23 protein-coding genes are annotated in these 24,132 nt (G+C 41.5%); 7 read left to right on the top strand and 16 right to left on the bottom strand.

The window, feature by feature from the left end:
* Positions 1–44: 44 nt before the first annotated feature.
* The 4 genes from RN80_RS00675 to RN80_RS00690 all read right to left on the bottom strand — a co-directional run bounded on the left by RN80_RS00675 (position 45) and on the right by RN80_RS00690 (position 3,104).
* The gene (locus tag RN80_RS00675) at positions 45–341 is read right to left on the bottom strand and encodes a lactococcin 972 family bacteriocin (RefSeq protein WP_000815396.1); all 297 of its coding nucleotides are present in this window, start codon (positions 339–341) and stop codon (positions 45–47) included.
* A gap of 446 nt (positions 342–787) precedes the next feature.
* Entirely contained in the window at positions 788–1,699 is a 912-nt protein-coding gene (locus RN80_RS00680; RefSeq protein ID WP_060627175.1) for a helix-turn-helix domain-containing protein, read from the bottom strand.
* A 71-nt stretch (positions 1,700–1,770) separates the two neighbouring features.
* Complete coding sequence (gene rnmV / locus RN80_RS00685; RefSeq protein WP_060627176.1) at positions 1,771–2,331, bottom strand: ribonuclease M5; 561 nt, start codon at positions 2,329–2,331, stop codon at positions 1,771–1,773.
* On the bottom strand, positions 2,331–3,104 hold the full coding sequence (locus tag RN80_RS00690) for a TatD family hydrolase (RefSeq protein WP_060627177.1): 774 nt from the start codon (positions 3,102–3,104) through the stop codon (positions 2,331–2,333). The genes rnmV and RN80_RS00690 overlap by 1 nt, the downstream gene beginning before the upstream one ends.
* A gap of 157 nt (positions 3,105–3,261) precedes the next feature.
* On the opposite strand from RN80_RS00690, the gene RN80_RS00695 reads away from it, so the two are divergent.
* Complete coding sequence (locus RN80_RS00695; RefSeq protein ID WP_060627178.1) at positions 3,262–5,106, top strand: APC family permease; 1,845 nt, start codon at positions 3,262–3,264, stop codon at positions 5,104–5,106.
* 331 nt (positions 5,107–5,437) lie between these two features.
* Here RN80_RS00695 and RN80_RS00705 read toward each other — a convergent pair whose 3' ends face one another.
* The 4 genes from RN80_RS00705 to RN80_RS00720 form a co-directional block, all read right to left on the bottom strand.
* Positions 5,438–7,402 (bottom strand): peptide ABC transporter substrate-binding protein, encoded by a 1,965-nt coding sequence (locus RN80_RS00705; RefSeq protein ID WP_060627180.1) that lies wholly within the window; start codon positions 7,400–7,402, stop codon positions 5,438–5,440.
* 136 nt (positions 7,403–7,538) lie between these two features.
* On the bottom strand, positions 7,539–7,673 hold the full coding sequence (rpmH, locus tag RN80_RS00710; RefSeq protein ID WP_000831905.1) for a 50S ribosomal protein L34: 135 nt from the start codon (positions 7,671–7,673) through the stop codon (positions 7,539–7,541).
* A 144-nt stretch (positions 7,674–7,817) separates the two neighbouring features.
* Positions 7,818–9,032 (bottom strand): pyridoxal phosphate-dependent aminotransferase, encoded by a 1,215-nt coding sequence (locus RN80_RS00715; RefSeq protein WP_060627181.1) that lies wholly within the window; start codon positions 9,030–9,032, stop codon positions 7,818–7,820.
* A 156-nt stretch (positions 9,033–9,188) separates the two neighbouring features.
* Complete coding sequence (locus RN80_RS00720) at positions 9,189–9,491, bottom strand: hypothetical protein (RefSeq protein WP_060627182.1); 303 nt, start codon at positions 9,489–9,491, stop codon at positions 9,189–9,191.
* Positions 9,492–9,652: 161 nt separating this feature from the next.
* On the opposite strand from RN80_RS00720, the gene RN80_RS00725 reads away from it, so the two are divergent.
* Positions 9,653–10,105: a universal stress protein gene (locus tag RN80_RS00725; RefSeq protein WP_000079148.1), complete on the top strand. Its 453-nt coding sequence runs from the start codon at positions 9,653–9,655 to the stop codon at positions 10,103–10,105.
* A gap of 136 nt (positions 10,106–10,241) precedes the next feature.
* Here RN80_RS00725 and RN80_RS00735 read toward each other — a convergent pair whose 3' ends face one another.
* On the bottom strand, positions 10,242–11,633 hold the full coding sequence (locus tag RN80_RS00735) for a Cof-type HAD-IIB family hydrolase (RefSeq protein ID WP_060627183.1): 1,392 nt from the start codon (positions 11,631–11,633) through the stop codon (positions 10,242–10,244).
* A 65-nt stretch (positions 11,634–11,698) separates the two neighbouring features.
* Here RN80_RS00735 and RN80_RS00740 point away from each other — a divergent pair, with 65 nt between their 5' ends.
* Positions 11,699–12,661 carry an asparaginase gene (locus RN80_RS00740; protein WP_060627184.1) on the top strand — a complete coding sequence of 321 codons (963 nt, stop codon included), beginning with the start codon at positions 11,699–11,701 and terminating at the stop codon, positions 12,659–12,661.
* Between the two features lie 236 nt (positions 12,662–12,897).
* Here the strand turns inward: RN80_RS00740 and ccpA are convergent, their stop codons facing one another.
* Positions 12,898–13,908: a catabolite control protein A gene (gene ccpA, locus RN80_RS00750; RefSeq protein ID WP_001090628.1), complete on the bottom strand. Its 1,011-nt coding sequence runs from the start codon at positions 13,906–13,908 to the stop codon at positions 12,898–12,900.
* Between the two features lie 238 nt (positions 13,909–14,146).
* On the opposite strand from ccpA, the gene RN80_RS00755 reads away from it, so the two are divergent.
* Positions 14,147–14,464: a DUF960 domain-containing protein gene (locus tag RN80_RS00755; protein WP_000886035.1), complete on the top strand. Its 318-nt coding sequence runs from the start codon at positions 14,147–14,149 to the stop codon at positions 14,462–14,464.
* 45 nt (positions 14,465–14,509) lie between these two features.
* On the opposite strand, the gene folK is transcribed toward RN80_RS00755, so the two are convergent.
* From folK to RN80_RS00785, 6 genes are all read right to left on the bottom strand, one after another.
* Complete coding sequence (folK, locus tag RN80_RS00760; protein ID WP_049492759.1) at positions 14,510–15,322, bottom strand: 2-amino-4-hydroxy-6-hydroxymethyldihydropteridine diphosphokinase; 813 nt, start codon at positions 15,320–15,322, stop codon at positions 14,510–14,512.
* A 158-nt stretch (positions 15,323–15,480) separates the two neighbouring features.
* Positions 15,481–16,035: a GTP cyclohydrolase I FolE gene (gene folE, locus RN80_RS00765; protein WP_000380916.1), complete on the bottom strand. Its 555-nt coding sequence runs from the start codon at positions 16,033–16,035 to the stop codon at positions 15,481–15,483.
* Positions 16,016–17,338 carry a bifunctional folylpolyglutamate synthase/dihydrofolate synthase gene (locus RN80_RS00770; RefSeq protein ID WP_060627185.1) on the bottom strand — a complete coding sequence of 441 codons (1,323 nt, stop codon included), beginning with the start codon at positions 17,336–17,338 and terminating at the stop codon, positions 16,016–16,018. The genes folE and RN80_RS00770 overlap by 20 nt, the downstream gene beginning before the upstream one ends.
* A 1-nt stretch (position 17,339) precedes the next feature.
* A complete protein-coding gene (gene folP / locus RN80_RS00775; RefSeq protein ID WP_060627186.1) occupies positions 17,340–18,314 on the bottom strand; it encodes a dihydropteroate synthase in 975 nt (324 codons plus the stop codon).
* 93 nt (positions 18,315–18,407) lie between these two features.
* Positions 18,408–19,115: a CPBP family intramembrane glutamic endopeptidase gene (locus RN80_RS00780; RefSeq protein WP_060627187.1), complete on the bottom strand. Its 708-nt coding sequence runs from the start codon at positions 19,113–19,115 to the stop codon at positions 18,408–18,410.
* Positions 19,116–19,219: 104 nt separating this feature from the next.
* Positions 19,220–20,638, bottom strand: a complete 1,419-nt coding sequence (locus RN80_RS00785; RefSeq protein WP_060627188.1) for an NCS2 family permease — start codon at positions 20,636–20,638, stop codon at positions 19,220–19,222.
* Between the two features lie 189 nt (positions 20,639–20,827).
* Here RN80_RS00785 and RN80_RS00790 point away from each other — a divergent pair, with 189 nt between their 5' ends.
* From RN80_RS00790 to RN80_RS00800, 3 genes are all read left to right on the top strand, one after another.
* Entirely contained in the window at positions 20,828–21,640 is an 813-nt protein-coding gene (locus RN80_RS00790) for a Cof-type HAD-IIB family hydrolase (RefSeq protein WP_060627189.1), read from the top strand.
* Between the two features lie 224 nt (positions 21,641–21,864).
* Positions 21,865–22,884 (top strand): alcohol dehydrogenase AdhP, encoded by a 1,020-nt coding sequence (adhP, locus tag RN80_RS00795; RefSeq protein WP_000649185.1) that lies wholly within the window; start codon positions 21,865–21,867, stop codon positions 22,882–22,884.
* Between the two features lie 236 nt (positions 22,885–23,120).
* Complete coding sequence (locus RN80_RS00800; RefSeq protein ID WP_000021970.1) at positions 23,121–24,110, top strand: PTS sugar transporter subunit IIB; 990 nt, start codon at positions 23,121–23,123, stop codon at positions 24,108–24,110.
* Positions 24,111–24,132: the final 22 nt, after the last annotated feature.

The raw sequence follows: 24,132 nt of genomic DNA on the forward strand, positions 1-24,132 counted from the left end.
TGAGAAGGTGACCAAGTAAAGCTAAACAATAGGGCTATACCATTCTAAACATTATAGTAGAATGCAACTTTCTCTCCCCAAGAAGTACGAATCCATGCACGAGAAGTCCCTCCAGCACCAGCATATCCCTTATCAGATGAACCAGTTTTTCTACTAACAACTGTTGAGCTATGATATTCTGAAGAGTGATAGTAGTTTGAGTAAGCACCTCCGTCACCTGAACCATACGTCCAGACACCACCATCTGGATACTTAACCGCGGCCGATACTACTGCTACACTTCCACCTAATGTTGCTGCAATGCTCGCTACAAGGGCTAATTTTTTAACTGTTTGTTTCATATTGATACTCCTCTATTTTTTATTTTATCATAAATATTTATTATATATTGTCCATTTTCTATTCAAGTAAAACTAAGTCATGGATCATAGACCTTTTCAAAGCAACACCTCATGGTATCCTCTCCTTATTTTTCTAATTTAGTCTATCAAGTTGTATTTATTATATGTTATGAATAAATTTTTTGAGACTAAGTAGACATAACTAAATTTTATTTAAACCACCAAGTAACTAAATAAAATAAACTAAAAAAGTTCATACTGTAATCTCCTTTCACATTTTTATTAATTATAAATTATTCTTAAATAAACTCAAAGGGCATCAATGTCCTTAAAATAGAACCATTTCGTGTCATTTTTAGCTTATATATAAAAAACAGTCCTAAAGACGAACTTTAGAACTATTTCAATACTAGAACAAGGACATTTTTGTCACTGATTCACTATGTTTATAAATATTTTTTTAAATCTTCTTGCCATTGTTTCTCCAACATAGTAACTAAATAAGAATTTTCTATTATATCAGCAAATAGCTTCGATTTCTGATAGAACTGTTCGGCAGAAACATAATCATTGTTTATTATTAGAGATAATTTCCACTCCAACATTAATATAATTGGTTTCTTCTGAAAATCTTGTGTTTTTTCCATTATATGATTAAGGCTAAAGATATAAGCTTCGAGTGAATCATAAGACGACAAATTATCCAAACAGGCTAGACCCGAAAACAAAGTGTTACTTAAAGCAAACAGATATTCTGGTGCAATTAATTCTACATGATTTGTCAAACGAACTAAAAACGAATGAATTCTGTTAATTTCTTCAATCTGATTTTGACCTTGTTTTATCTTTGTAAGCACTATAGCAAAATATAAGTTGATAACTTCTAATTCATTTATCAAAAACAATTCCTTATCATAAATTATTTTAAAATAATCGTCCAGTACGGTTTCCCCATATTCTGGTCGTCCGCTTCGAATAACATCTATCGTTGCTCTAGTAGCTTCAAACCATATTTTTTCCTCATTAGGAAGTTGCTCATAAAATAAATCCTCTATCTCTTCCAAACACGCTTCCTTCTTATCATACTCCTCTTCTTTACCATAGATTGGTTCACGTAAAATCTGGTATTTCAATTCTAAATAAGCAGAAGGAAGAGCTGAAAAATCCGGCATAAGGCTATAAGCTGGAACTCCTAACCGGCGAGCAATATAGTCTAACTTGGGCAAACTCGGTTGCGAAGCTCCACTTTCAATTCGCGACAGTTGACGAACTGTCAGTTCTTGCTCATCTCCACAAAAATCTGGACGACTAATTCCTTTTTCTATCCGAATCTCTTTAATTTTTTGACCAATTAACATTAGACGCCTCCTCTTCTACCTGCTTCGAAAAATACTGTGAAACTTAAAAAATTGTAACGGCTACATCTTTCCTACTCATAAGATTTCATAGCTTCTTCCACTTCTGCCAAGGTAACCCCAAACAACTCTAGGCGTTTGAGGAGTTGCTTGCCGTTGGAATAGCCAATTCGGAGAGCCTCTCCTAGATATTCTCGTCGCTTACGGCTATCTGCCCCTGCTAGAAAACCAAGGCGAATCAAGTCGCTACGACTGATATCAAACTGACTCTCATGTTCAAATTGTTCTGTCACCTGAGCTAGAGCCGTTTTCAGATCTTTATAGCTGGCATGCTCAATTCCCAGAGACCGCCCCTTGGTCTTGGACTTGGGAACAGCTTCATCTCGTTTGAGGAAGGCATGCTGAACTGTTGGGATGGCCGTCATAATCATGCGGCGAATCCGCTCCCCATTAAAATCTGGGTCTGTAAAGACAATGACTCCATGAAGCTCATGTAGACGCTGAATACGTGCAATATCTTGCTCATTGATGGCAGAACCTCGTGTCTCATAGGTCTCTACATCGAAGTAACGTTTGAGATTGGCCGTATCATCGCGCCCTTCAACCACGATGACTTGAGAAATTTTTTCTTTCATTACTTGCTGTCCAATCCAAAAATTCGTTCTGCATTTGCAGTCATTGCTGCCGATAACTCCTCGGTCGTCATGCCACGCAAATCCGCGATAAAATCTACTACATAGCGAGTATAGGCTGTTTTGTTTTCGCGACCCCGTTTAGGAACAGGAGCCAAGTAAGGCGCATCTGTCTCCACCAAAATCTTGTCCAAAGGAAGTTCTCTAGCTGCTTCTTGGATGTCAGTTGCTTTCTTAAAAGTCACCACTCCTGAGAAGGAAATGGTCATGCCAAGCTGGACAAACTTCTCTGCCCATTCAAGAGTTCCCGAAAAAGAATGCATGATACCACCTCGAGGGCCAACTCCCTCGCTCTTGATAATCTCATAGGTGTCTTCCAGCGCATCACGGGTATGGACAACAAAAGGCAAATCCAAGTCCTTAGATAGCTGAATCTGACGCCGAAAAACCTGCTCCTGCACCTCTTTTGGCGCTGTCATCCAATGGTAATCCAAACCAATCTCACCCAAGGCAACTACCTTTGGATGCTTGAGCTTATCAAGCAAGTAGGCTTCAATCTCCTCCGTGTAAGTCCCCGCTTCTGTAGGATGCCAACCAATAGTCGCGTAGAGTTGGTCGTACTCATCCACCAACTCCAAAGCACGCTCAATCGTCGGTTTATCAAAACCAACAATATTCATCTGTGTCACACCCATCTCAGCAGCCAAGGTAATTTCTTCTGCCTCACGACCTGCAAATTCTTCTACATTCAAGTGTGTATGTGTATCAAAAATCATCTCTTCTAACCTCGTTTTCTATCTACTATTATAGCAAAAAAACTGACCTCTCTCCTCATCTGAAAAAAATATTCTAAAACCCATTATCATCTCTTGACGCTATTTTCCCAAAGCAGTATAATAGCACTTATTGAAATTTTCAGAAAAGGAAATGACCATGTTTACAAAATTAAAACATACATTTATCGGTCGGCCTCTTAAATCCTTAACAGAAGGCGAAGGGGGACTACTGGGAAAAATGCAGGCACTAGCCATGTTGTCAAGCGACGCTCTGTCCTCCATTGCCTATGGACCTGAGCAAGTAGTCCTCGTCTTGGCTAGCCTCTCTCCTCTAGCTATATGGTGGAGCCTTCCTATCGGTCTCTTTGTCCTCCTGCTCCTAACTAGCCTGACCGTTTCCTACCGTCAAATCATCCATGCCTACCCTCAAGGTGGAGGGGCATATATGGTTACTCGAGAAAATCTATCTCCCGAACTTGGCTTAATCGCTGGAGGTAGTCTTCTGGTTGACTATATGTTGACCGTAGCGGTATCTGTTTCATCTGGAGCTGACGCTATCACAGCAGCTCTCCCTGCTCTCCACCCTTACAACCTCCACATCTCCATTTTTCTGGTTTGCTTGCTCATGCTCCTGAACTTACGGGGCTTAAAAGAATCTGCCAGCTCACTGATGATTCCTGTCTATCTCTTTATCATCAGCACTGTCTTTCTCTTGCTCTATGGAATCTTTCAACTAGTGACAGGTTCTCTCAGCTATCAGGCTACTTCACCTATTGGGCATGCTGTTCCGAGCATGTCTATCGTTCTCATTCTAAGAGCTTTTACCAGCGGATCTGCCTCTCTGACAGGGGTTGAAGCTATTTCAAATGCCGTTCCCTTTTTCAAGGCTCCAAAAGAAAAGAATGCTGCTCAAACCTTGACCATTATGTCACTGATTTTAGGTTTTCTTTTTGCTGGTATCACCTTCCTAAACTACTGGATGGGGATTCTGCCTCAACACGGAGAAACTATTCTTTCACAGATGGCTCAAGGCATCCTTGGCACTTCCTTCTTAGGCCACCTTGGCTATTATATCTTCCAATTCTCCACAGCCTTGATTTTGGCCGTAGCTGCAAATACTGGCTTTTCGGCTTTCCCTATGCTGGCTTACAATATGGCTAAAAACAAATACATGCCCCATCTCTTTATGGAAAAAGGAGACCGCCTAGGCTACTCCAATGGAATTTTAACTCTGGCTTTTGGGGCTATGATTCTTCTTCTCATTTTTAATGGCAATACCGAACGTTTGATTCCTCTCTATACTATCGGTGTATTCGTGCCCTTTGCCCTTTCTCAGACTGGGATGATTCGCCATTGGAAAAAAGAAAAAGGAGCAAATTTCTTAAAACCTGCTCTTGCCAATATCCTTGGGGCAATCATTTGCTACGCGATTGTACTAATCTTGCTCTTTTTCCGTCTCAGTGATATCTGGCCCTTCTTCCCGATTATTCTCGTACTCACCCTACTCTTCTTAGCAATTCACAGTCATTACCAAAAAGTAGCCCAACAACTGCGACTCTATGAAGGAATCGAAAAACGTACCTACGATGGCAATCTTGTCCTCGTCCTAGTAGGAAATGTTACCAGAGTCAGCGTCGGAGCCATTAACTATGCCCAAAGTATCGGTGACGAAGTCTTAGCCATGCACATTTCTACAAAGGAAACCGCAGAAAAAGACCAAGAAATTCTCCAAGAATTTGCCGATTACTTCCCAACCATTACTCTGAAAAATATCAAGACCAGCTATCGTGACATCATCACCCCTACTGTCAAGTATGTCAAACGGATTTCCGAGGAAGCTCAGAAAAAGAACTATACAGTCACTGTCCTCGTCCCCCAGTTTATCCCTAATAAACCTTGGCAAAATATCCTGCACAATCAGATGAGTCTTAAACTCAAATACGCCCTTCGTTGGCACCAAGACGTCGTTGTCGCTAGCTACTCTTATCACTTAAAAGAATAAATAAAAGGCCCTACCAGAAGCAAGAAGCTCTGGCAAGGCCTTTTTCTGAATCCAGTCACTATGCTTATACTCAATGAAAATCAAAGAGCAAACTAGGAAGCTAGCCGCAGGCTGCTCAAAGCACTGCTTTGAGGTTGTAGATGAAACTGACGAAGTCAGCTCAAAACACTGTTTTGAGGTTGCAGATAGAACTGACGAAGTCAGCTCAAAACACTGTTTTGAGGTTGTGGATAGAACTGACGAAGTCAGTAACATACCTACGGCAAGGCAACGCTGACGTGGTTTGAAGAGATTTTCGAAGAGTATTAACTGAAAAGCATGACTAGGAATACTATTGAATATGGTTAGCTAAATCTTCCTGAGCTTTTTTATTTGACTCAGCTTTTTCTTTTAGCCATTTTTCATAGAGTTCTTGGTACTGTTTAGCAGTTACTGGCTCTTTTTGCAATTCAACATATTTATAGTTGTCTGCATCTCCTTTGTGTCCAACGAATGAGAATGGTCCTGTAAACGGTATAGTCTTACGGAAGATTGGGTTGGCTCCACCACTTTGAACTGGTAGGAACAAGGCGCTATCTGTCAACCAAGCTTGGGCTTCAGCATATTTTTCGTAGCGAGCTTGAGTATCTGTGATTTCCGCATCAGCCTGATCCAAGAGTTTCTTGTAGTCAGCAAGACCAATCTTGTCCTTGACTTCCTTGTCTTTTCCTTCAGACAAGCCCATATTTTTCAACTGAGAACCTGTCTCTGAATCAAGGATCGCTAGGTAAGTCTTAGGATCTGAGTAGTCTCCTCCCCATCCTGAGATGTCGATATCGTAGTCTTTTTGTTCTGCTGTATCTGCAAAGTAAGTTGCCTGGTCTTTTTCATCCGGAGAAAGTTGGATAACATCGATAACCACATTCTCCTTACCAAGGGTTTCTTCCACTGTTTGTTTAAAAGATCCAGCCTGTTGCACATCCAACTTAGCAGTCTGGTCAACTGGCATATCCAAATGAATTGGGAAGGTTACTCCCTGTGCTTGCAGGCTTTCTTTGGCCTTCGCAAATTTCTCTTTGGCCTTGTCAGGGTTCAAGAAGGCTTGCTTACCATCGTTTAGGTTAATATTTGCCCAATCTTTACCGTAGTTGACAATTTTTTCATTGACAATGTCACCAAAGTTCTTATCGCCAACTTGGACAAAGTTACTTGGTGTAACTGTGTTACGCAAGATACGGTCTGCTCCATCTTCACCATTTGTCTGTGCTGCATAAGCATGACGATCAAAGGCAAAGTTGATAGCCTGACGGAAATCTTTATTTTGCATAGCCGCGCGTGAATCTGTCTTTTCCTTATCAGACTGTTTCATAGTCTGCTTGTAGCTTTGGCGGTTTACATTGAAAAGATAGTAGAAAGTAACTGAGTTTTGCGGTGTATAGGTAATCTTGTCCTCATTTCCCTTCTTGAGTTCAGCAAATACTGAGCTTGTTGGGAAGATACTGCCATCAGTATAGTTACCATCCAAGAAACCTCTAGCAATGCTGTCTTGGTCAGAACCGTCAAAGAAAGAAAGTTTCACTTTCTCAATTTTGACCTTGTCCTTATCCCAGTAATTAGGGTTTTTATCAAACTCAATCAAAGATTTTGATGAGAAAGATTTAAACAAGTAAGGACCATTTGACAAGATACTTGATGGTGTTACACTTCCAAAGTCATCTCCCTTAGACTTCAAGAAGGCTTCATTTACAGGATTAAGGATACTTGCTGTTGTTTTAGAGTTCCAATAAGTTTCAGGTTGGATGAGGGTGTATTGTAGTGTGTAATCATCCACTGCCTTAACACCAACAGTTCCAAAATCAGATGTTCTCCCTTCAACATAGTCTGCTAGACCCTTGATAGAGTCTTGTACCAAGTACAAGTTTTCAGCCTTTTTATCAGCCGCATACTTGAGACCAGTCACAAAGTCATGAGCCGTTACATCTGCATACTCTTCTCCTTCAGAAGTGTACCATTTAGCCCCCTGACGGATTTTATAAGTGTAGGTCAAACCATCTTTTGACACTGTCCATGACTCAGCCATAGATGGGATGAGATTACCATACTGGTCATTTTCCAACAACCCATCAATCAAGTTGGTTGTGATACTAGATGTTGAGTCTCGTGTAGAGGTAATATAATCCAAGGTATCTGGGTTGCTAACAAAGATATAAGAGTAAGTCTTGTCTGCATTAGTTGATTGGGAAGACCCACATGCCGCTAGAGCTAGACCTGCTGTCAAAGCCATAGCTCCAAAAAGCATAACTTTTGATTTCTTCATGATTATTCTCCATTTTTACAGTATGTGAAATATTATACACCATTTGAGCAAAAATATAAAGTATTTTGAACTTTTTTACAAAAATAAAAATCAGTAGACTCGAGTTCCTACTGATTTTTGATATAATTCGTTTGGATTATGCAGCCAAAACTTTGCGTCCTTTACGACGACGAGCTGCCAATACGCGACGACCGTTTTTAGTTGACATACGGTTACGGAATCCGTGTTTGCGCGCACGACGAAGTTTACTTGGTTGATAAGTACGTTTCACGATGAATACCTCCTCATAGATTTTGTATTCGTTTAGCCGGCTATAAAGTGATCAGTTACTAAACATACTTTACTATTCTATCTGATTCTTTTACTTTTGTCAATAGCTCTAGGCAAATGTTTCCAGCTTTTTCGAATGTAAGCCCTATCTACGATACTGTTTCAAGAAACGAGTCATCTTTTCTTGGATTTGGGCTAGTTCATCAACACGAGGAAGGTAAACGATACGGAAGTGGTCTGGTTCCTGCCAGTTAAAGCCTCGACCATGAACCAAGAGAACCTTTTCCTGCTTCAAGAAATCAAGAACAAACTGCTCATCATCATCGATACGGTAGATATTGCGGTCGATTTTAGGGAAGATATAGAGTCCAGCCTTGGGTTTAACCGCAGACAAACCTGGGATATCCTGAATGGCATTATAGATGAAATTTCTTTGCTCGTAAATTCGTCCACCAGGAAGGAGCAATTCATCGACTGATTGGTGACCGCCCAAGGAAGTTTGTACGACTTGTTGAGCCAAAACATTAGAGCAAAGGCGCATATTGGACAGCATATTGAGACCTTCGATATAGCCTTTAACATGTGTCTTAGGTCCAGACAAGACCATCCAACCCACACGGAAACCAGCGATACGGTGGGATTTTGATAGACCATTCATGCTAACACAGAAAACATCTGGCGCCAGGCTCGCCACAGGCGTATGCACATGCCCATCCATTACCATGCGGTCGTAGATTTCATCCGCAAAGATAATCAAATCATTTTGACGGGCAATCTCAATAATCTCCAACAAAAGTTCCTTAGGATAAAGGGCTCCAGTTGGATTGTTTGGATTGATAAGGACGATTGCCTTGGTATTGGAAGTGATTTTTGACTTGATATCGTCAATATCTGGGTACCATTCTGCAGCCTCATCACAGATATAGTGAACGGCATTTCCTCCAGCTAGGCTGACAGCCGCTGTCCAGAGAGGATAGTCTGGCATAGGCACCAAGACCTCATCCCCATTGTCCAAAAGCCCCTGCATAGACATGACAATCAACTCACTGACACCATTTCCAAGGTAGATATCATCAATATCTACGTTTGGAAATTTTTTCAATTGGCAATACTGCATGATAGCCTTACGGGCTGAGAAAATCCCTTTTGAGTCAGAATAACCTTCACTATCACGCGCATTCATAATCAAGTCATGAATGACCTCGTCTGGCGCTGTAAAGCCAAATTCTGCTGGATTTCCTGTATTCAGACGTAAAATCTTTTCTCCATTTGCTCGCATCCGCATGGCTTCTTCCAAAACAGGACCACGGATATCATAAGCAACATGCTCTAACTTACTAGACTTGTTATATTCTTTCATCTTGTTTCCTCAATTCATCAGGATAGTAACATTATACCACTAGAAAGAAAATGCGACAAGTTTACTGAAATGTGTTACTAGTTTCGTATAGGAGAAAAGCCTCGCTAAAAGCGAGGCCAAGACAGGGGAGATAGCAGGTAATTTGCGAAAGTCACATCACATACCAAAAGATAAACCTAGAAAAAGCAAGCCTAAAAAGGAGTCATAAAGAAGATTGAACATGAGGAAAAGTCCCCATATCATCAAGTAATCCCAACGCCCACTTCGTTTTGCAACCAGGAATAATAGAAAATGGTAGAGTAGGTGAAAGACTAAAAAGCCAACAAAACCTGGATAGAGAAGCGGAATTAGCTTCTCTAATTGCCAGATCATGAAAACTTCTAGCAAGACTGAAACTAGGATGATTCCATAATAAAGGAAATTTGAATTTTTTGTTTCTTGAAAAGAGTGCTTCATCATTCTTCCTCCCTTCACTTCTTTCCTGCTATCCTTTCTTTTATTTTATCATATATTTATATAGATTTTAATCGCTAACATTCTTTTGAAAAATACTTTTTTTGCTTTACTTCTATAGTGAAAAGGTTTACAATTATAGTAAGAAAATTTCAGGAGGTTTCATTATGGCACAACGTTACCAAAATATCATGGTCGCAATCGATGGTTCTAAAGAAGCAGACTTGGCTTTTGTCAAGGGAGTTCATTCTGCTCTACGAAACGACGCTAAACTCACCATCGCACATGTCATTGACACACGCGCACTCCAAAGCGTATCCACCTTTGATGCTGAAGTTTACGAAGAACTCCAAGTCGACGCTGAAAGTCTGATGAAAGAGTACGAAAAACGTGCTAAAGATGCTGGTGTGGCAGATGTTCATATCGTCATTGAAATGGGAAATCCAAAGACCCTACTGGCACGTACTATTCCCGATGCTGAAGAAGTGGACCTCATCCTCGTTGGCGCAACTGGTCTCAACGCCTTTGAACGCCTCTTGGTCGGATCTTCATCTGAATACATTCTCCGCCATGCTAAGGTCGATTTGCTGGTTGTGAGAGAACAAGAGAAAACTTTGTAATAACGAAGAAAAGGAGCTAGAAGCTCCTTTTTGTTTACTGTTTATACTCTTCGAAAATCTCTTCAAACCACGTCAACGTCGCCTTGCCGTACTCAGGTACAGCCTGCGGCTAGTTTCCTAGTTTGCTCTTTGATTTTCATTGAGTATTATTTCTCTCTTTATGGCGCTCATAAGCCTTGAGCTGGCGCTGCAGTTCCTTTTTAATAGCAGGTTCTGGAGCATATTTTTCTTCCCAATCATCTGGTTTTAAGATTTTATGGGTCACTGGATCAAAGTGAGCCTTGCCATCTGGAAAAATTTTCCCCATATTGGCCTGATGAACAATATCAAAAATACGTTCTGGATCCACCCCCATCAAGACAAAACTACCGTAGGTAAAGTAAAGCGTGTCAATCAAGGCATCCACTTGCCCTATCAAATCTTGCTGAGCAGGCGTCTTCTTAGCTACTTTCTCTGCTGCCTTATCAAGAGCTTGATGAAGTTGTGATAGAGCTTGACCAAAGTCCTCTTCAGAAGGACTGGCTGCTCGAACAAACTCAACCAATTCTTCTATTTTAAAACCAGCCCTGTGGGTTGCACCTTTTAAATCCCAAGCTCGTGGTTCTTCTTGGGTTCGTTCATCCATCATGTGGTGGAAGGTCTTGACCTTATTGAAATGATAGTCACGGCTGACAAAAACTTTTTCTGAAGCTAGAACACCAAAATGTTCCAGGGCCTTGTGGATTCCGTCTTGCTGATTACTAGTGGTAATGTGCTTAGCAACTTCCTTGACACTGCTACTACCATTTCCCATAGCGACCGACATACCAACACCTGCAAGCATTTCAAGGTCGTTATCTGAATCACCAAAGGCCATGACTTGGTTGAGATCAAAACCATATTCTTTCCCGACTCGGCGTATGCCTTCCAACTTAGAGTTTCCTTGATTGATAACATCCGCTGCAAAAGGATTGCTACGTGTCAATTTCAAGTCTTCAAAATCAGCTGCTGCCTTCTCAGATTCTTCTGGCGTCATCAGCATCAAAACTTGGTAGATAGGCTGATTCATCAGATCAAGCAGGTCTTCTTCCTTTTGGGGAACAACCTTGCTGACCATACGATTAAAGGAATGACTCACTGTCCGAGTTAAAACTGAGGGAACGAAGCGACTGATTCGTTGGGAAAAAGAACCCAGACCAAAAGACATGATTTTGGAACCCAACATGGCATCCTTGGTCCCTAGAGCAATCTCCTTGCCCTCTTTTTTAGCATAACTGATTAACTGGCGCAAATGTAACTTGGAAATTGGGCTCGTGAACAAGACTCTGTCTTTAGTAAAGATATACTGGCCATTGTAGGTTACCGCAAAGTCCAGATCCAAATCGTCCATCAATTCCTTAACAAAAAAAGGTCCTCGTCCTGTCGCTACACCGACAAGCACCCCTTGTTCTTTGACAATCTTAATCGCGTCCTTAGTGGATTTCAAAACACTCTTGTGATCGTTGACCAAGGTTCCATCGATATCAAAAAAAACAGCTTTGACTTCCATCCTATCCCAATCTCCCCTTTTGTGATACAATGATTATACCACATTTCAGAAAGAGTGAGTAAATCATGCCTAAGAAAATCCTTGTTTTACATACGGGTGGAACTATTTCCATGCAGGCCGATGCTTCTGGCGCTGTTGTGACGAGTTCAGATAATCCCATGAACCATGTGTCCAACCCACTTGAAGGAATCCAAGTCCACGCCTTAGACTTTTTTAACCTGCCAAGCCCCCATATCAAACCCAAGCATATGCTAGCCCTCTACCAGAAAATTAAAGAGGAAGCTGCTAACTACGATGGAGTGGTAATCACACACGGGACCGATACTTTAGAGGAAACAGCCTATTTCCTTGATACCATGGAAGTTCCCCATATGCCTATCGTTCTAACAGGGGCCATGCGTAGCTCTAACGAACTCGGCAGCGACGGTGTTTATAACTATCTGAGTGCTTTACGGGTGGCTAGCGATGACAGGGCTGCTGACAAAGGGGTTTTGGTTGTTATGAACGATGAAATTCATGCTGCCAAGTATGTTACCAAAACGCATACGACCAACGTCGGCACCTTCCAGACCCCAACACATGGGCCACTTGGTCTGATTACGAAGCGGGAAATCCTCTACTTCAAAACAGCTGAACCTCGTGTTCGCTTTGACCTTGATCACATACAAGGCTTAGTCCCTATCATCTCGGCTTATGCAGGTATGACAGATGAGCTGATTGATATGCTGGATTTGGAACAATTGGACGGCTTGATTATCCAAGCCTTCGGAGCTGGTAATATTCCCAAAGAAACGGCTCAAAAATTAGAAAACCTTCTGCAAAAAGGAATCCCAGTCGCCCTGGTATCACGATGCTTTAACGGTATAGCGGAACCTGTTTATGCCTACCAAGGTGGGGGCGTGCAGTTGCAAAAATCTGGTGTTTTCTTTGTCAAAGAACTTAACGCCCAAAAAGCCCGCTTGAAACTCCTCATCGCCCTCAATGCCGGACTAAAAGGGCAAGCTTTGAAAGACTATATGGAAGGCTAATACTCTTCGAACCACGTCAGCGTCGCCTTACCGTACATATGTTACTGACTTCGTCAGTTTCATCTACAACCTCAAAACCATGTTTTGAGCTGACTTCGTCAGTTCTATCTACAACCTCAAAGCAGTGCTTTGAGCAGGCTGCGGCTAGCTTCCTAGTTTGCTCTTTGATTTTCATTGAGTATAATTCCCTCCTCTAAAAACAAATCAGGAAATCTTCACGATTCCCTGATTTTTTTCTATTTCCGTTTTCGTGTTGAACGACGTTCTGTCAAACCATGAGGTAAGAGAACTTCACGTTCTTCCAACTCTTCCTTGTGCATAATCTTAGTCAACATACGCATGCTAATAGCGCCAAGGTCATAAAGAGGTTGGGCGATAGTTGTCAAGTTTGGACGGGTAAAGCGTGAGACTTGCGAATCATCACTAGTAATAATTTCAAACTCTTCTGGTACTGATACGCCCTTATCAGCAAGGCCGTTCAAGACACCTGCTGCCAGTTCATCACCTGTTACAACTGCTGCAGTTGCATTTGATGAAATTAAGCGTTCTGCCAAGGCATAACCGTCTTCATAAGTGTATTTAGACTCAAATACCAATCCTTCGCTATAAGAAATCCCTGCTTTTTTCAAGGCTTCCTTGTAACCAACCAAACGAACCTTACCATTGATATCATCCACTAGTGGACCGCTAACAAAAGCAATGCGCTCATTTTCTTTAGCAAGGTAGGTCACTGCATCAATCGTAGCTTGTTTGTAGTCAATATTGACACTTGGAAGCTGGTGTTCCACATCTACTGTTCCCGCAAGAACAACTGGTGTTCGAGAACGAGAAAACTCTGAACGAATTTTTTCAGTCAAGTGGTACCCCATAAAGATGATACCATCCACTTGCTTAGAAAACAGGGTATTGACAACTGAAACTTCCTTGTCATCATCCTCATCACTATTAGCAAGGACGATGTTATACTTGTACATTTCAGCGATATCATCAATCCCTTTGGCAAGCGTTGAGAAATAACCATTAGTGATATTGGGGATCACAACACCGACAGTGGTTGTCTTTTTACTTGCAAGACCACGCGCCACTGCATTTGGACGGTAATCCAAACGGTCAATCACCTCAAGCACTTTTTTACGGGTGTTCTCTTTTACATTCTTATTGCCATTGACTACACGGCTAACTGTCGCCATTGAAACTCCTGCTTCACGGGCGACATCATAAATCGTTACTGTATCGTCTGTATTCATTCCATTTCCTTTCTATATCATACCTCACGAGACTCTAAAAAAAGAGACGGTATGAAAATTTCGTTTTCATGATTCCACTTATTCCATTTTATCACTATTTGTAAACACTTTCAAGTATTTTTTGAAGATTGTTTGAAAAAAATTTCATAGAAAACTATGTTTATGAAGAAAAAATCACCTTTTCTTGATTTTTAATCCTATTTGCTGTATGATAAGGGAAAAGAAAGGGGGCAGAGATATGGCTTTTACCAATACCCACATGCGATCGGCTAGTTTTGGCATTGTTACCAGCTTGCCTGATGACGTTATTGACTCTTTTTGGTATATCATCGACCACTTCTTAAAAAATGTCTTTGAATTGGAGGAAGAACTCGAGTTTCAATTGCTCAATAACCAAGGAAAAATTACCTTCCACTTTTCAAGTCAACACCTCCCTACAGCCATTGATTTTGACTTTAACCATCCCTTTGACCCTCTTTATCCCCCGAGAGTTCTGGTTTTAGACATGGATGGTAGAGAGACTATCCTCCTCCCAGAAGAAAATGACCTATTTTAAAAACTCTAGCCTTCAGTTACAAGCGACTGAAAACTAGAGTTTTTTCTATTGTTTCAAAGCATTATACAAGTTGCGGATCGGTTGCTTTAATGTTGGATGGATAAAATGAGGCGCAATTTCCTGTAAGGACTCAAGGACAAAAAGGCGTTCCGCTATGTAAGGATGAGGCAAGATGAGGTCGTCTGTATAAAGAATCTGATCCTCCACAAAGAGCAAGTCCAAATCAATCAAACGAGGCCCCCAATGTACTTCTCTCACCCGTCCCATCTCTGACTCAATGGCTAACAAGGTCTCTAATAGAACTGGGGCAGGCAACCAGGTTTCAACCTCAACCACTTGATTAGCAAAGCTATCCTGCTCAACACCACCCCAAGGCTCCGTCGTCAATACACTGGACTCTTTGAGAATATGGATACCTTGATTTCGCATGTTCTCAATGGCTTGTTTCAAGTTTGCTTGTTTATCTCCCATATTGCTTCCTAGGGCGATAAAGGCTCGTTGCTTGCGGCGATGAATGGTTACCGAGCAAGTATCTAGTGGCAAATGCACTGGCGCCCAAGGTTTTTTCAGTTCCAGCTTTATTTCGTGGACAAGAGGATGGGCCTCAAAGGTACGTTCTACCAGTTTGTAGGCTACCGTTTCAATCAAGTCCTCAGTTGTTTCCTGAAACCAAGTCGTCCACTGCTGACACAGTTCTCCGTAATGGACAGAGGCCGTTAAATCCAAGTCTGTAGCCGCCTTGGTCATATCATAGGATAGGATTGCGGAAATAACAAACTTCTGCCCCAATTCTTTCTCACTAGGAAAAAGACCATGATAGGCAAAAATTTCCAAATCCTTAATCTGCAGTTGATCCATAATGATTCCTTTCTAGAAAAATCCGCCTAAAGCGGATTCTTTTTATACTCAATGAAAATCAAAGAGCAAACTAAGAAGCTAGCCGCAGGCTGCTCAAAACACTGTTTTGAGGTTGCAGATGGAAGCTGACGTGGTTTGAATTTGATTTTCGAAGAGTATTATAGTCCCATTAAACGATAAGCCTGATCTCGAAGGTCCTTATCTGTTTCAAATAGACCACGAGCTACTGTCGTCAAGGTTGCAGTGCCTGGTTTTCTAACACCACGCATGCTCATACACATATGTTCCGCCTCAATGACAACAAAGGCTCCTTTAGCACCTAGATAGTCCATCAAGGCATCGGCCACTTCGATATTCAATCGTTCTTGAATTTGTGGCTTTTTAGAATAAACTTCAACCGTACGGGCTAGCTTAGACAAACCTGCCACACGACCATCTGGAATATAGGCAATATGCGCTCTCCCATAAAATGGTAGAAAGTGGTGTTCACACATGGTATGGAAAAAGATATCCTTTTCTACCACCATATTATCGTCAATAATCTCAAAAGATTTTGACAAATGTTCCTCCGCTGTTTGACCAAGACCTGAAAAAATCTCTTGGTACATACGAGCGACACGAGCAGGTGTTTCCTGCAAGCCCTCGCGATTAGCGTCCTCTCCCACAGCCTCGATAATCATTTTTACAGCTGCTTCAATCTTTTGTGTATCCATTTTCGTTCTTCCTCTCCATCAGATAGGCTCTCACTTGGCTCAAGAAATACAAGGAACCTGTGACAATCCTAACTGTTTGTTTCTCTTCTTTTTTATCTGTCAATTTCTGCTCTAGAAAATCCTGCCAACCTTGGTAGTTGAGATTTCTAGACTTAGCTGCCTCTTTCAGCACGCTTTCATCAGTCGCCCGACTATCGTCAAAATGTGTCAGGGTAAGTTCGGTATCTGGGATTTGCTCCAACAAATCCAACATATCCTCCAAGGCCTTGGTTTTGATGCAAGTAAAGAGGATTTCCTTACGATAATCCGCAAAGCGTTCTTGCAAGGTTGCTAATAAAGCCTTGATAGCATGGGGATTGTGGGCTCCATCCAAAATCATCAAGGAATCTCTTGACACAATTTCCAAACGTCCTGGCCAACTTGTTTCTTCCAAGGCTTGAGCAAGCAAGTGATTGCTTGCTAGCTCTCGACCATCTTCTTGACAAAAATTATCAAGTAAAGCTATGGCCATCCCAGCATTCTCTATCTGGTGCAAACCAAGCAGGCCAGTCTGGAAGCGACCTTGTCTGACAACACTTGTATAGTCAAAGACTTCGCCTGTAACCACAATCTTTTGATGGCTGACCTGATAATCTGTCCCGTAGGCAAATCTCGGCGCATCTTTCCCTTCCGCAATGCGGTCAATCACAGCCAGCGCTTCTGGAGCAATACGCCCTGTTACCAAAGGAATCCCTTGTTTGATAATACCAGCCTTCTGCTCTGTTATAGCTTCCAAGGTGTCACCAAGTAGGGCTACATGGTCCAATCCAATAGTCGTAATTCCTGTTAAAATTGGCTGGCAAACATTGGTACTATCCAAGAGTCCCCCCATACCAACTTCCATGATGGCCACATCTACTTGCTCTGAGGCAAAGTAGTCATAGGCTATGGCTGTGATAATCTCAAACTCGGTTGTGCCCTGTAAATTAGCGGCCGCTTCTCCCTCCAGCAAAGACTGATAGTCTGCCATGAGGGTTTCGAGTCTAGCCTCTAGAATGGATACCCCATTGATACTAATCTGGTCTGTGTAATGAATGAGATAGGGCGAGCTGAAAACACCAACTCTCAGCCCTAGCTTTTCTAGCATATTTTTCAAAAAAGCAATGGTCGAACCCTTGCCATTGGTTCCTCCGATATGGATGACCTTGAGTGTGAGATGGGGATTGCCACGCAAGGCTAACAGTTCCTCCATTCGTTCCAAGCCAAAATGCGGTTGGTCCGTCCGATAGTGGGCAATCCACTGATTGTTTTCGATTTCTTTCATCTTATTTATATTGTTTTAAATCTAGATTTTCCGCTTCATCAGCCAGACGAATGGCGGAGGCAATTTCAACTGCCATCCTGTGACTAGCTACATCATGCACGCGCACCACTTCTACACCCTGTCTCGCAGCGATACTAGTTACATGAGCCGAAGCTGTGTCCCGATTTCGGAAACCAAGCTCTGTCTCAGGATTGACCTCAAACCCACTTTCTTCAAGGATATTGATGACAAACCGCTTGCGCGAAACTCCAAGAAAGACTGGATAGCCTTTCTGATGGAGTTTATCCAAGTCCCGTAAAAGGAGCAGATTTTCTTTCTTGGTCAGACCAAAGCCGATTCCTGGATCCAGCAGGATATTTTCTTGTGCGATTCCAGCTTGATTCGCTCTCGCTAAGGCTCTGTCAAAGAAAGCCTCCATCAATTCTTCGATTGGCAATGTTTCAAAGTCAGCTAACTCTTCCTCTGTAAAAGCTTGTCCAAAACCAAAATGAGGAAAGATAAGCGAACTAGGGTGCTGAGGTCGAGCCATAACTGGATTAAACATGATGACCACTTTCGCTCCATCTTTAGCTATCACATGGGCCATTTTTTCATCACCCATGAGACCAGTGATATCATTGACTAGATTAGCACCAGCAGCCAAAGCAGCCTCTGCCACCTGACTTTTCCAAGTATCAATAGAAATGAGGACATCACTTTCCTTGCGAATCGCTTTGATCACTGGAACAACACGCTGGATTTCCTCTTCTATCTCAACATAGCTACTTCCCGGCCGAGTCGATTCTCCGCCGATATCTAGCATACTAGCCCCTTCTGCTATCAATTTACGAGCCTGCTGGAGTGCCTGCTCAAGAGCAAAAAATTGACCACCGTCCGAAAAGGAGTCTGGGGTTACATTGATAATTCCGCAAATAGCTGTCTTTGCATGATTGGCTTTACTTGACATATCGGTCACTCCCTCAAGGCTTTTCATCATATTATTTCTCTATTTTACCATAAAAAGAAAAAGATGGACACGATTGCATTCATCTTTTTCCCAGTAGAAACAAGTAAGCAATTGTCAAAAATCTTAAACAGAGATCCCTAATGTCCGACTCAAAATCACCACGAGAGCCAACAAACAGAAAAAAACTCCATTAACAATCATGTGAAGTAAGATAGACATTTCCAAACGTTGGGTTTTATAAACTGTCCAAGTTAGCACAGTTGACATTCCTCCATAGATAAGAAGAGAAGGTAGATTTGTCGGTAAATGAAGCAAGGCAAAGATAATAGCACCGACTATATAACCCACATTTTCTTTACCACGAAAGAGTTTTTTAGGAATCACTCCTCGACATAAAATCTCCTCACAAATAGGAGCTATTAGAACCAGTAAGAAAAAACTGGAAATTAAGGAACTATTCTGGACCAAATCATTAATATTTGATTGATTGCTGGTTGTTGTTTCATTCATCAAACGCAGTAAGACTACACCAAGAATATTAAAGGCAAGAATCACTAGATAGCTTAAGGCCAATCTAGCCAAATCCTTAGCCTTGAAAAACGATAAACCAAAACTAGCCAACTGTGTTTTCCTAGCACCTATTATAAATACAGTTAAAACCACAAGAGATAAGGCCCCTACTAATAGTCCCGTTTGAAGCAGTGGAAATTTTCTGCTAGTTAAAAAAGTTGCTAGGGCTAAAGGAAACTGAGAAAACAAAAGCCCTACTAGAAAGATTATTAACCACTTCCCCCTGTTTAATACTTCATCCCAAATATTCTTTTTTATCATCAATCATACTCCTACCATTCAATCAAAATCACCTACCTAGTTTGAAGCAATTTTCAAGTAACTATAATATAAAAAGGGGAGAACCCCTTTTTATATTATAGCATTTATAGTGCCATACTGATGTAGTTAAGGATAAACAAGGCATCCAAAATCCAAATCATTACATGAACATCTTTAGCTTGACCTTTGACAAGCTTAGTCAAAGTGTAAGTCAAGAAACCAACTGCAATCCCTTGAGTGATAGAGTAGCTGAATCCCATAAAGATAGATGTGAAGAAGGCAGGAACCGCTTCAGCCATATCATCCCAATGGATATTTTTCAAACTAGCCAACATCATAATCCCAACGATAATCAAGATTGGAGCTGTAGCGGCTGTTGGTACAATCGCTAGAAGTGGGCTAAAGAAGCTTGAGATAGCAAAACAGATTGCCACGACCAAGGCTGTCAAACCAGTACGTCCACCCGCACCGATACCAGCAGCAGACTCAACATAAGTCGTTACGTTCGAAGTACCAGCGATGGCACCAATTGAAGTACCAATCAAGTCAGAGTAAAGAGCCTTATCCAACTTAGCTGATTGGTGATTTTCACCATTTGTCGCTACGATACCAACTTTTTCACCTGTACCGATCAAGGTACCAATTGTATCAAAAATATCTGTCAATGAGAAGGCAAGAATAGCCATCAGAGTTTCAGGCAAGCGAGCTGTATCTGAAATCAAAGCTCCCAAACCTTCTGAACCAAGAGCTGCACCAAAGACTGTCTTCAAGTCCTCAAAGGCTGCACCAACATGGTTATTAGCAAAATCGATACTAGACAAATCTACCAAACCAACTGCAATAGCAAGAATAGTTGTTGTCAAGATAGAAAGGATAATTCCCCCTTTAATCCCTTTAATGACAAAGAAGATTGTGATAGCAAGTCCTGCAAGAGCCACCAAAACAGCTGGATTATTAAAGCTAACCAAGCCTGGAACTGCTGAAGAGTTTGCTGCAATCGTTGCTTGAGCCTTGTCAGCCCCTTCTCCTACAACAGTATAGTTACCTGGATCAATCGTAAATTTCAAAAGTCCAGCATTCTTAATCCCTACATAGGCAAGGAAGACACCGATACCAGCTGAAATAGCTGAGCGAAGGGCATTTGGAATCGATTCAATGATCATTTTACGAACATTTGTCAAAGTGATAATCAATGAGATAATTCCACAGATGAAGACCATAGCTAGGGCTTCTTGCCAAGAATAACCGAGTCCAAATACAACTGTAAAGGTAAAGAAGGCATTGAGTCCCATACCTGGCGCTTGAGCATATGGTAAGTTAGCATAGAAGGCCATCATCAGGGTACCAGCAACTGCACCGATAATCGTTGCGAGGAATACACCCTGAGCAGGCATTCCTGTTTGCGAAAGAATTTGTGGGTTTACAAAGAGAATATAACTCATTGCAAAGAAAGTTGTTAAACCAGCGAGAACCTCTGTACGAACGTCTGTACCGTTCTCTTTTAGTTTAAATAATTTGTCCATTATTAATCTCCTTTTAATTTTTACGAACAATAATAGAATTATATCATTTATCATTCACTTTTTCAATATCTTTGTTTGATTTATTTAAGAATTTGATGAAATTTCTTTTTTGGTTTCGAATCTGCTTTTCTGCCTGCTTTCTGTTATAATAGTAGACATCTTATCCGAAAAGACACTAGAAAGGTCCCTATGACGAAAAAAATTATTGCAGTTGACCTGGATGGAACCCTACTCAACTCAGACAGTCAGATTTCTGACTTTACCAAAGAAACCATAAAAAAAGTTGCCGAAAAAGGGCATCAGGTTATTATTACAACGGGTCGCCCTTACCGCATGTCAAAAGATTTCTACCGTGAACTAGGCTTAGACACTCCTATGATTAATTTCAACGGCTCCCTCACTCATTTACCAGACCAAGTTTGGAACTTTGAAAAGTGTTTAACCGTAGACAAAAAATATCTGCTAGATATGGTTCAACGTTCAGAGGACATTCAAGCCGATTTTATCGCTGGAGAATACCGTAAAAAATTCTACATTACCAATCCTAATGAAGAAATTGCCAATCCCAAACTATTTGGCGTAGAAGCTTTCCAGCCTGAAGATCAATTCCAGCCTGAATTGGTGACCAAGGACCCTAACTGTATCCTGTTGCAGACCAGAGCCAGTGACAAGTATGCCCTTGCAAAAGAAATGAACGCCTTCTACCAGCATCAACTTTCTATTAATACTTGGGGTGGTCCGCTCAATATCCTTGAGTGTACCCCAAAAGGTGTCAATAAGGCCTTCGCCTTAGACTACTTGCTCAAGGTAATGAATCGTGACAAAAAGGATTTGATTGCCTTTGGAGATGAGCACAATGATACCGAAATGCTAGCTTTTGCTGGGAAGGGCTATGCCATGAAAAATGCCAACCCAGAGCTACTCCCCTATGCAGATGAACAAATTTCCTTGACAAATGACCAAGACGGAGTTGCCAAAACCCTGCAAGACTTATTCTTATAGTCCATACTGACCAGCTTGCGAGCTGTTCTTTGTGCTCTTTTCACAGTCTCATCAACCGGTTAATCGATTGTTCTATTTTTCACCTCCAAAACCTTGGAAAAGGCTTTCTTTTGTGATATACTTCACATATAAATACAAGAGAGCTCGTCATACTCGACTCTGTTGACACAAAATCAATCCAGTCCTGTTTCTCCTGCTCTCAGTTAATATCAAGGAGGATAGCTATGAAAGCTGTTGTTGTAAATCCAGAAAGCACTGGTGTTGCTGTTGAAGAAAAAGTACTCCGTCCACTTGAAACTGGAGAAGCACTTGTAGAAATTGAATACTGTGGTGTTTGCCACACTGACCTCCACGTTGCCCATGGTGACTTTGGTCAAGTACCAGGACGTGTTTTAGGACATGAAGGTGTTGGTATCGTTAAAGAAATTGCCCCAGATGTGAAAAGCCTTAAAGTCGGTGACCGCGTCAGCGTTGCTTGGTTCTTTGAAGGATGTGGTACTTGCGAATACTGTACAACTGGCCGTGAAACTCTTTGCCGTACTGTAAAAAATGCTGGCTACTCAGTAGACGGTGGTATGGCCGAACAATGTATCGTAACTGCAGACTATGCTGTTAAAGTTCCTGACGGACTTGATCCAGCCCAAGCTTCTTCTATCACATGTGCTGGTGTAACGACCTATAAAGCCATTAAAGAAGCCAAAGTTGAACCAGGTCAATGGGTTGTTCTTTACGGTGCTGGTGGACTTGGTAACCTAGCTGTTCAATACGCTAAAAAAGTATTCAATGCTCATGTCATCGCAGTTGATATCAATAACGACAAACTTGCCCTTGCAAAAGAAGTGGGTGCGGACATTGTTATTAACGGCCTCGAAGTTGAAGATGTACCTGGACTCATCAAGGAAAAAACTGATGGTGGAGCTCATTCAGCTGTCGTAACTGCTGTGTCTAAAGTTGCCTTCAACCAGGCTGTTGACTCAGTTCGTGCCGGTGGTCGCGTAGTCGCTGTTGGTCTTCCTTCTGAAATGATGGAACTCAGCATCGTCAAAACCGTTCTAGATGGAATCCAAGTCATCGGTTCTCTTGTTGGAACTCGTAAAGACTTGGAAGAAGCCTTCCAATTCGGTGCAGAAGGTTTAGTAGTTCCAGTTGTCCAAAAACGTCCAATAGAAGATGCCGTAGCCATTTTCGACGAAATGGAAAAAGGTCAAATCCAAGGACGTATGGTACTCGACTTCACCCACTAATCTATTAGAAACCTATTTTAAAAGTTGGAATGCGCTTCCAACTTTTTTATATTAAATTTTTTAATAAGGATTCAAAAAAACTTCTCTAAAACTCAATATATCAATATTTTCAGATGTAATCTTTTTAATTATTTTATGATAAATAGTTGATTTTTAGATGAAAACGGTTTATACTTAAAAAGTCTTAAAGTTTTCTTAAAAGAAAACTGAAACAACAAAAAGGAGGAATGACAATAATGAGTATCGGAATCATTATTGCGAGCCACGGCGAATTTGCTGCGGGTATTCATCAGTCAGGATCTATGATCTTTGGTGAACAAGAAAAGGTTCAAGTTGTAACCTTTATGCCAAACGAAGGTCCTGACGATCTATACGCTAAGTTTAATAACGCTGTTGCTGCATTTGACGCAGAAGATGAGGTTCTAGTTTTGGCTGACCTTTGGAGTGGATCTCCATTTAACCAAGCTAGCCGCGTGATGGGAGAAAATCCTGAGCGTAAGTTTGCCATCATCACAGGACTGAACTTACCGATGTTAATTCAAGCCTACACAGAGCGCCTCATGGACGCTGCTGCAGGTGTAGAAAAAGTCGCTGCGAATATTATTAAAGAAGCCAAAGATGGCATCAAAGCTCTTCCAGAAGAGCTAAACCCAGTTGAGGAAGTAGCAAGCGCTGCAGCTGCTCCAGTTGCCCAAGCTGCTATCCCAGAAGGAACTGTCATCGGAGACGGTAAACTCAAAATCAACCTTGCCCGTCTAGACACTCGTTTACTTCACGGTCAGGTTGCAACTGCTTGGACTCCAGATTCAAAAGCAGACCGTATCATCGTTGCTTCAGATAACGTAGCTAAAGACGAATTACGTAAAGAATTGATTAAACAAGCAGCTCCAGGTAAAGTGAAAGCAAACGTTGTTCCTATCCAAAAACTAATCGACGTTGCAAAAGATCCTCGCTTCGGAGAAACACATGCCCTTATCTTGTTTGAAACACCTCAAGATGCTCTTCGTGCTATCGAAGGTGGCGTGCCAATCAAAACTCTTAATGTTGGATCAATGGCTCACTCAACTGGTAAAACAATGGTTAACAACGTTTTGTCTATGGATAAAGAAGACGTTGCTACATTTGAAAAAATGCGTGACCTCGGTGTTGAATTTGACGTACGTAAAGTACCAAACGACACGAAAAAAGATTTGTTTGACTTGATCAACAAAGCAAACGTGCAATAATCGATTTTATGAAAGGATTTTA

Origin of the sequence: Streptococcus mitis (assembly GCF_001281025.1) — a bacterium.
GTDB lineage: Bacteria > Bacillota > Bacilli > Lactobacillales > Streptococcaceae > Streptococcus > Streptococcus mitis_AK.

What these genes read in the sequence shown, in the direction of transcription:
- RN80_RS00735 (WP_060627183.1), bottom strand. Translation starts at nt 11,633, where the DNA reads ATGGAAGTCAAAGCTGTTTTTTTTGATATCGATGGAACCTTGGTCAAC.
- folK (WP_049492759.1), bottom strand. Translation starts at nt 15,322, where the DNA reads ATGGATCAACTGCAGATTAAGGATTTGGAAATTTTTGCCTATCATGGT.
- RN80_RS00725 (WP_000079148.1), top strand. Translation starts at nt 9,653, where the DNA reads ATGGCACAACGTTACCAAAATATCATGGTCGCAATCGATGGTTCTAAA.
- RN80_RS00780 (WP_060627187.1), bottom strand. Translation starts at nt 19,115, where the DNA reads ATGATAAAAAAGAATATTTGGGATGAAGTATTAAACAGGGGGAAGTGG.
- RN80_RS00715 (WP_060627181.1), bottom strand. Translation starts at nt 9,032, where the DNA reads ATGAAAGAATATAACAAGTCTAGTAAGTTAGAGCATGTTGCTTATGAT.
- RN80_RS00705 (WP_060627180.1), bottom strand. Translation starts at nt 7,402, where the DNA reads ATGAAGAAATCAAAAGTTATGCTTTTTGGAGCTATGGCTTTGACAGCA.
- folP (WP_060627186.1), bottom strand. Translation starts at nt 18,314, where the DNA reads ATGATGAAAAGCCTTGAGGGAGTGACCGATATGTCAAGTAAAGCCAAT.
- RN80_RS00690 (WP_060627177.1), bottom strand. Translation starts at nt 3,104, where the DNA reads ATGATTTTTGATACACATACACACTTGAATGTAGAAGAATTTGCAGGT.
- RN80_RS00790 (WP_060627189.1), top strand. Translation starts at nt 20,828, where the DNA reads ATGACGAAAAAAATTATTGCAGTTGACCTGGATGGAACCCTACTCAAC.
- RN80_RS00770 (WP_060627185.1), bottom strand. Translation starts at nt 17,338, where the DNA reads ATGAAAGAAATCGAAAACAATCAGTGGATTGCCCACTATCGGACGGAC.
- RN80_RS00695 (WP_060627178.1), top strand. Translation starts at nt 3,262, where the DNA reads ATGTTTACAAAATTAAAACATACATTTATCGGTCGGCCTCTTAAATCC.
- RN80_RS00755 (WP_000886035.1), top strand. Translation starts at nt 14,147, where the DNA reads ATGGCTTTTACCAATACCCACATGCGATCGGCTAGTTTTGGCATTGTT.
- folE (WP_000380916.1), bottom strand. Translation starts at nt 16,035, where the DNA reads ATGGATACACAAAAGATTGAAGCAGCTGTAAAAATGATTATCGAGGCT.
- RN80_RS00785 (WP_060627188.1), bottom strand. Translation starts at nt 20,638, where the DNA reads ATGGACAAATTATTTAAACTAAAAGAGAACGGTACAGACGTTCGTACA.
- RN80_RS00800 (WP_000021970.1), top strand. Translation starts at nt 23,121, where the DNA reads ATGAGTATCGGAATCATTATTGCGAGCCACGGCGAATTTGCTGCGGGT.
- RN80_RS00675 (WP_000815396.1), bottom strand. Translation starts at nt 341, where the DNA reads ATGAAACAAACAGTTAAAAAATTAGCCCTTGTAGCGAGCATTGCAGCA.
- RN80_RS00740 (WP_060627184.1), top strand. Translation starts at nt 11,699, where the DNA reads ATGCCTAAGAAAATCCTTGTTTTACATACGGGTGGAACTATTTCCATG.
- RN80_RS00720 (WP_060627182.1), bottom strand. Translation starts at nt 9,491, where the DNA reads ATGATGAAGCACTCTTTTCAAGAAACAAAAAATTCAAATTTCCTTTAT.
- rnmV (WP_060627176.1), bottom strand. Translation starts at nt 2,331, where the DNA reads ATGAAAGAAAAAATTTCTCAAGTCATCGTGGTTGAAGGGCGCGATGAT.
- ccpA (WP_001090628.1), bottom strand. Translation starts at nt 13,908, where the DNA reads ATGAATACAGACGATACAGTAACGATTTATGATGTCGCCCGTGAAGCA.
- adhP (WP_000649185.1), top strand. Translation starts at nt 21,865, where the DNA reads ATGAAAGCTGTTGTTGTAAATCCAGAAAGCACTGGTGTTGCTGTTGAA.
- RN80_RS00680 (WP_060627175.1), bottom strand. Translation starts at nt 1,699, where the DNA reads ATGTTAATTGGTCAAAAAATTAAAGAGATTCGGATAGAAAAAGGAATT.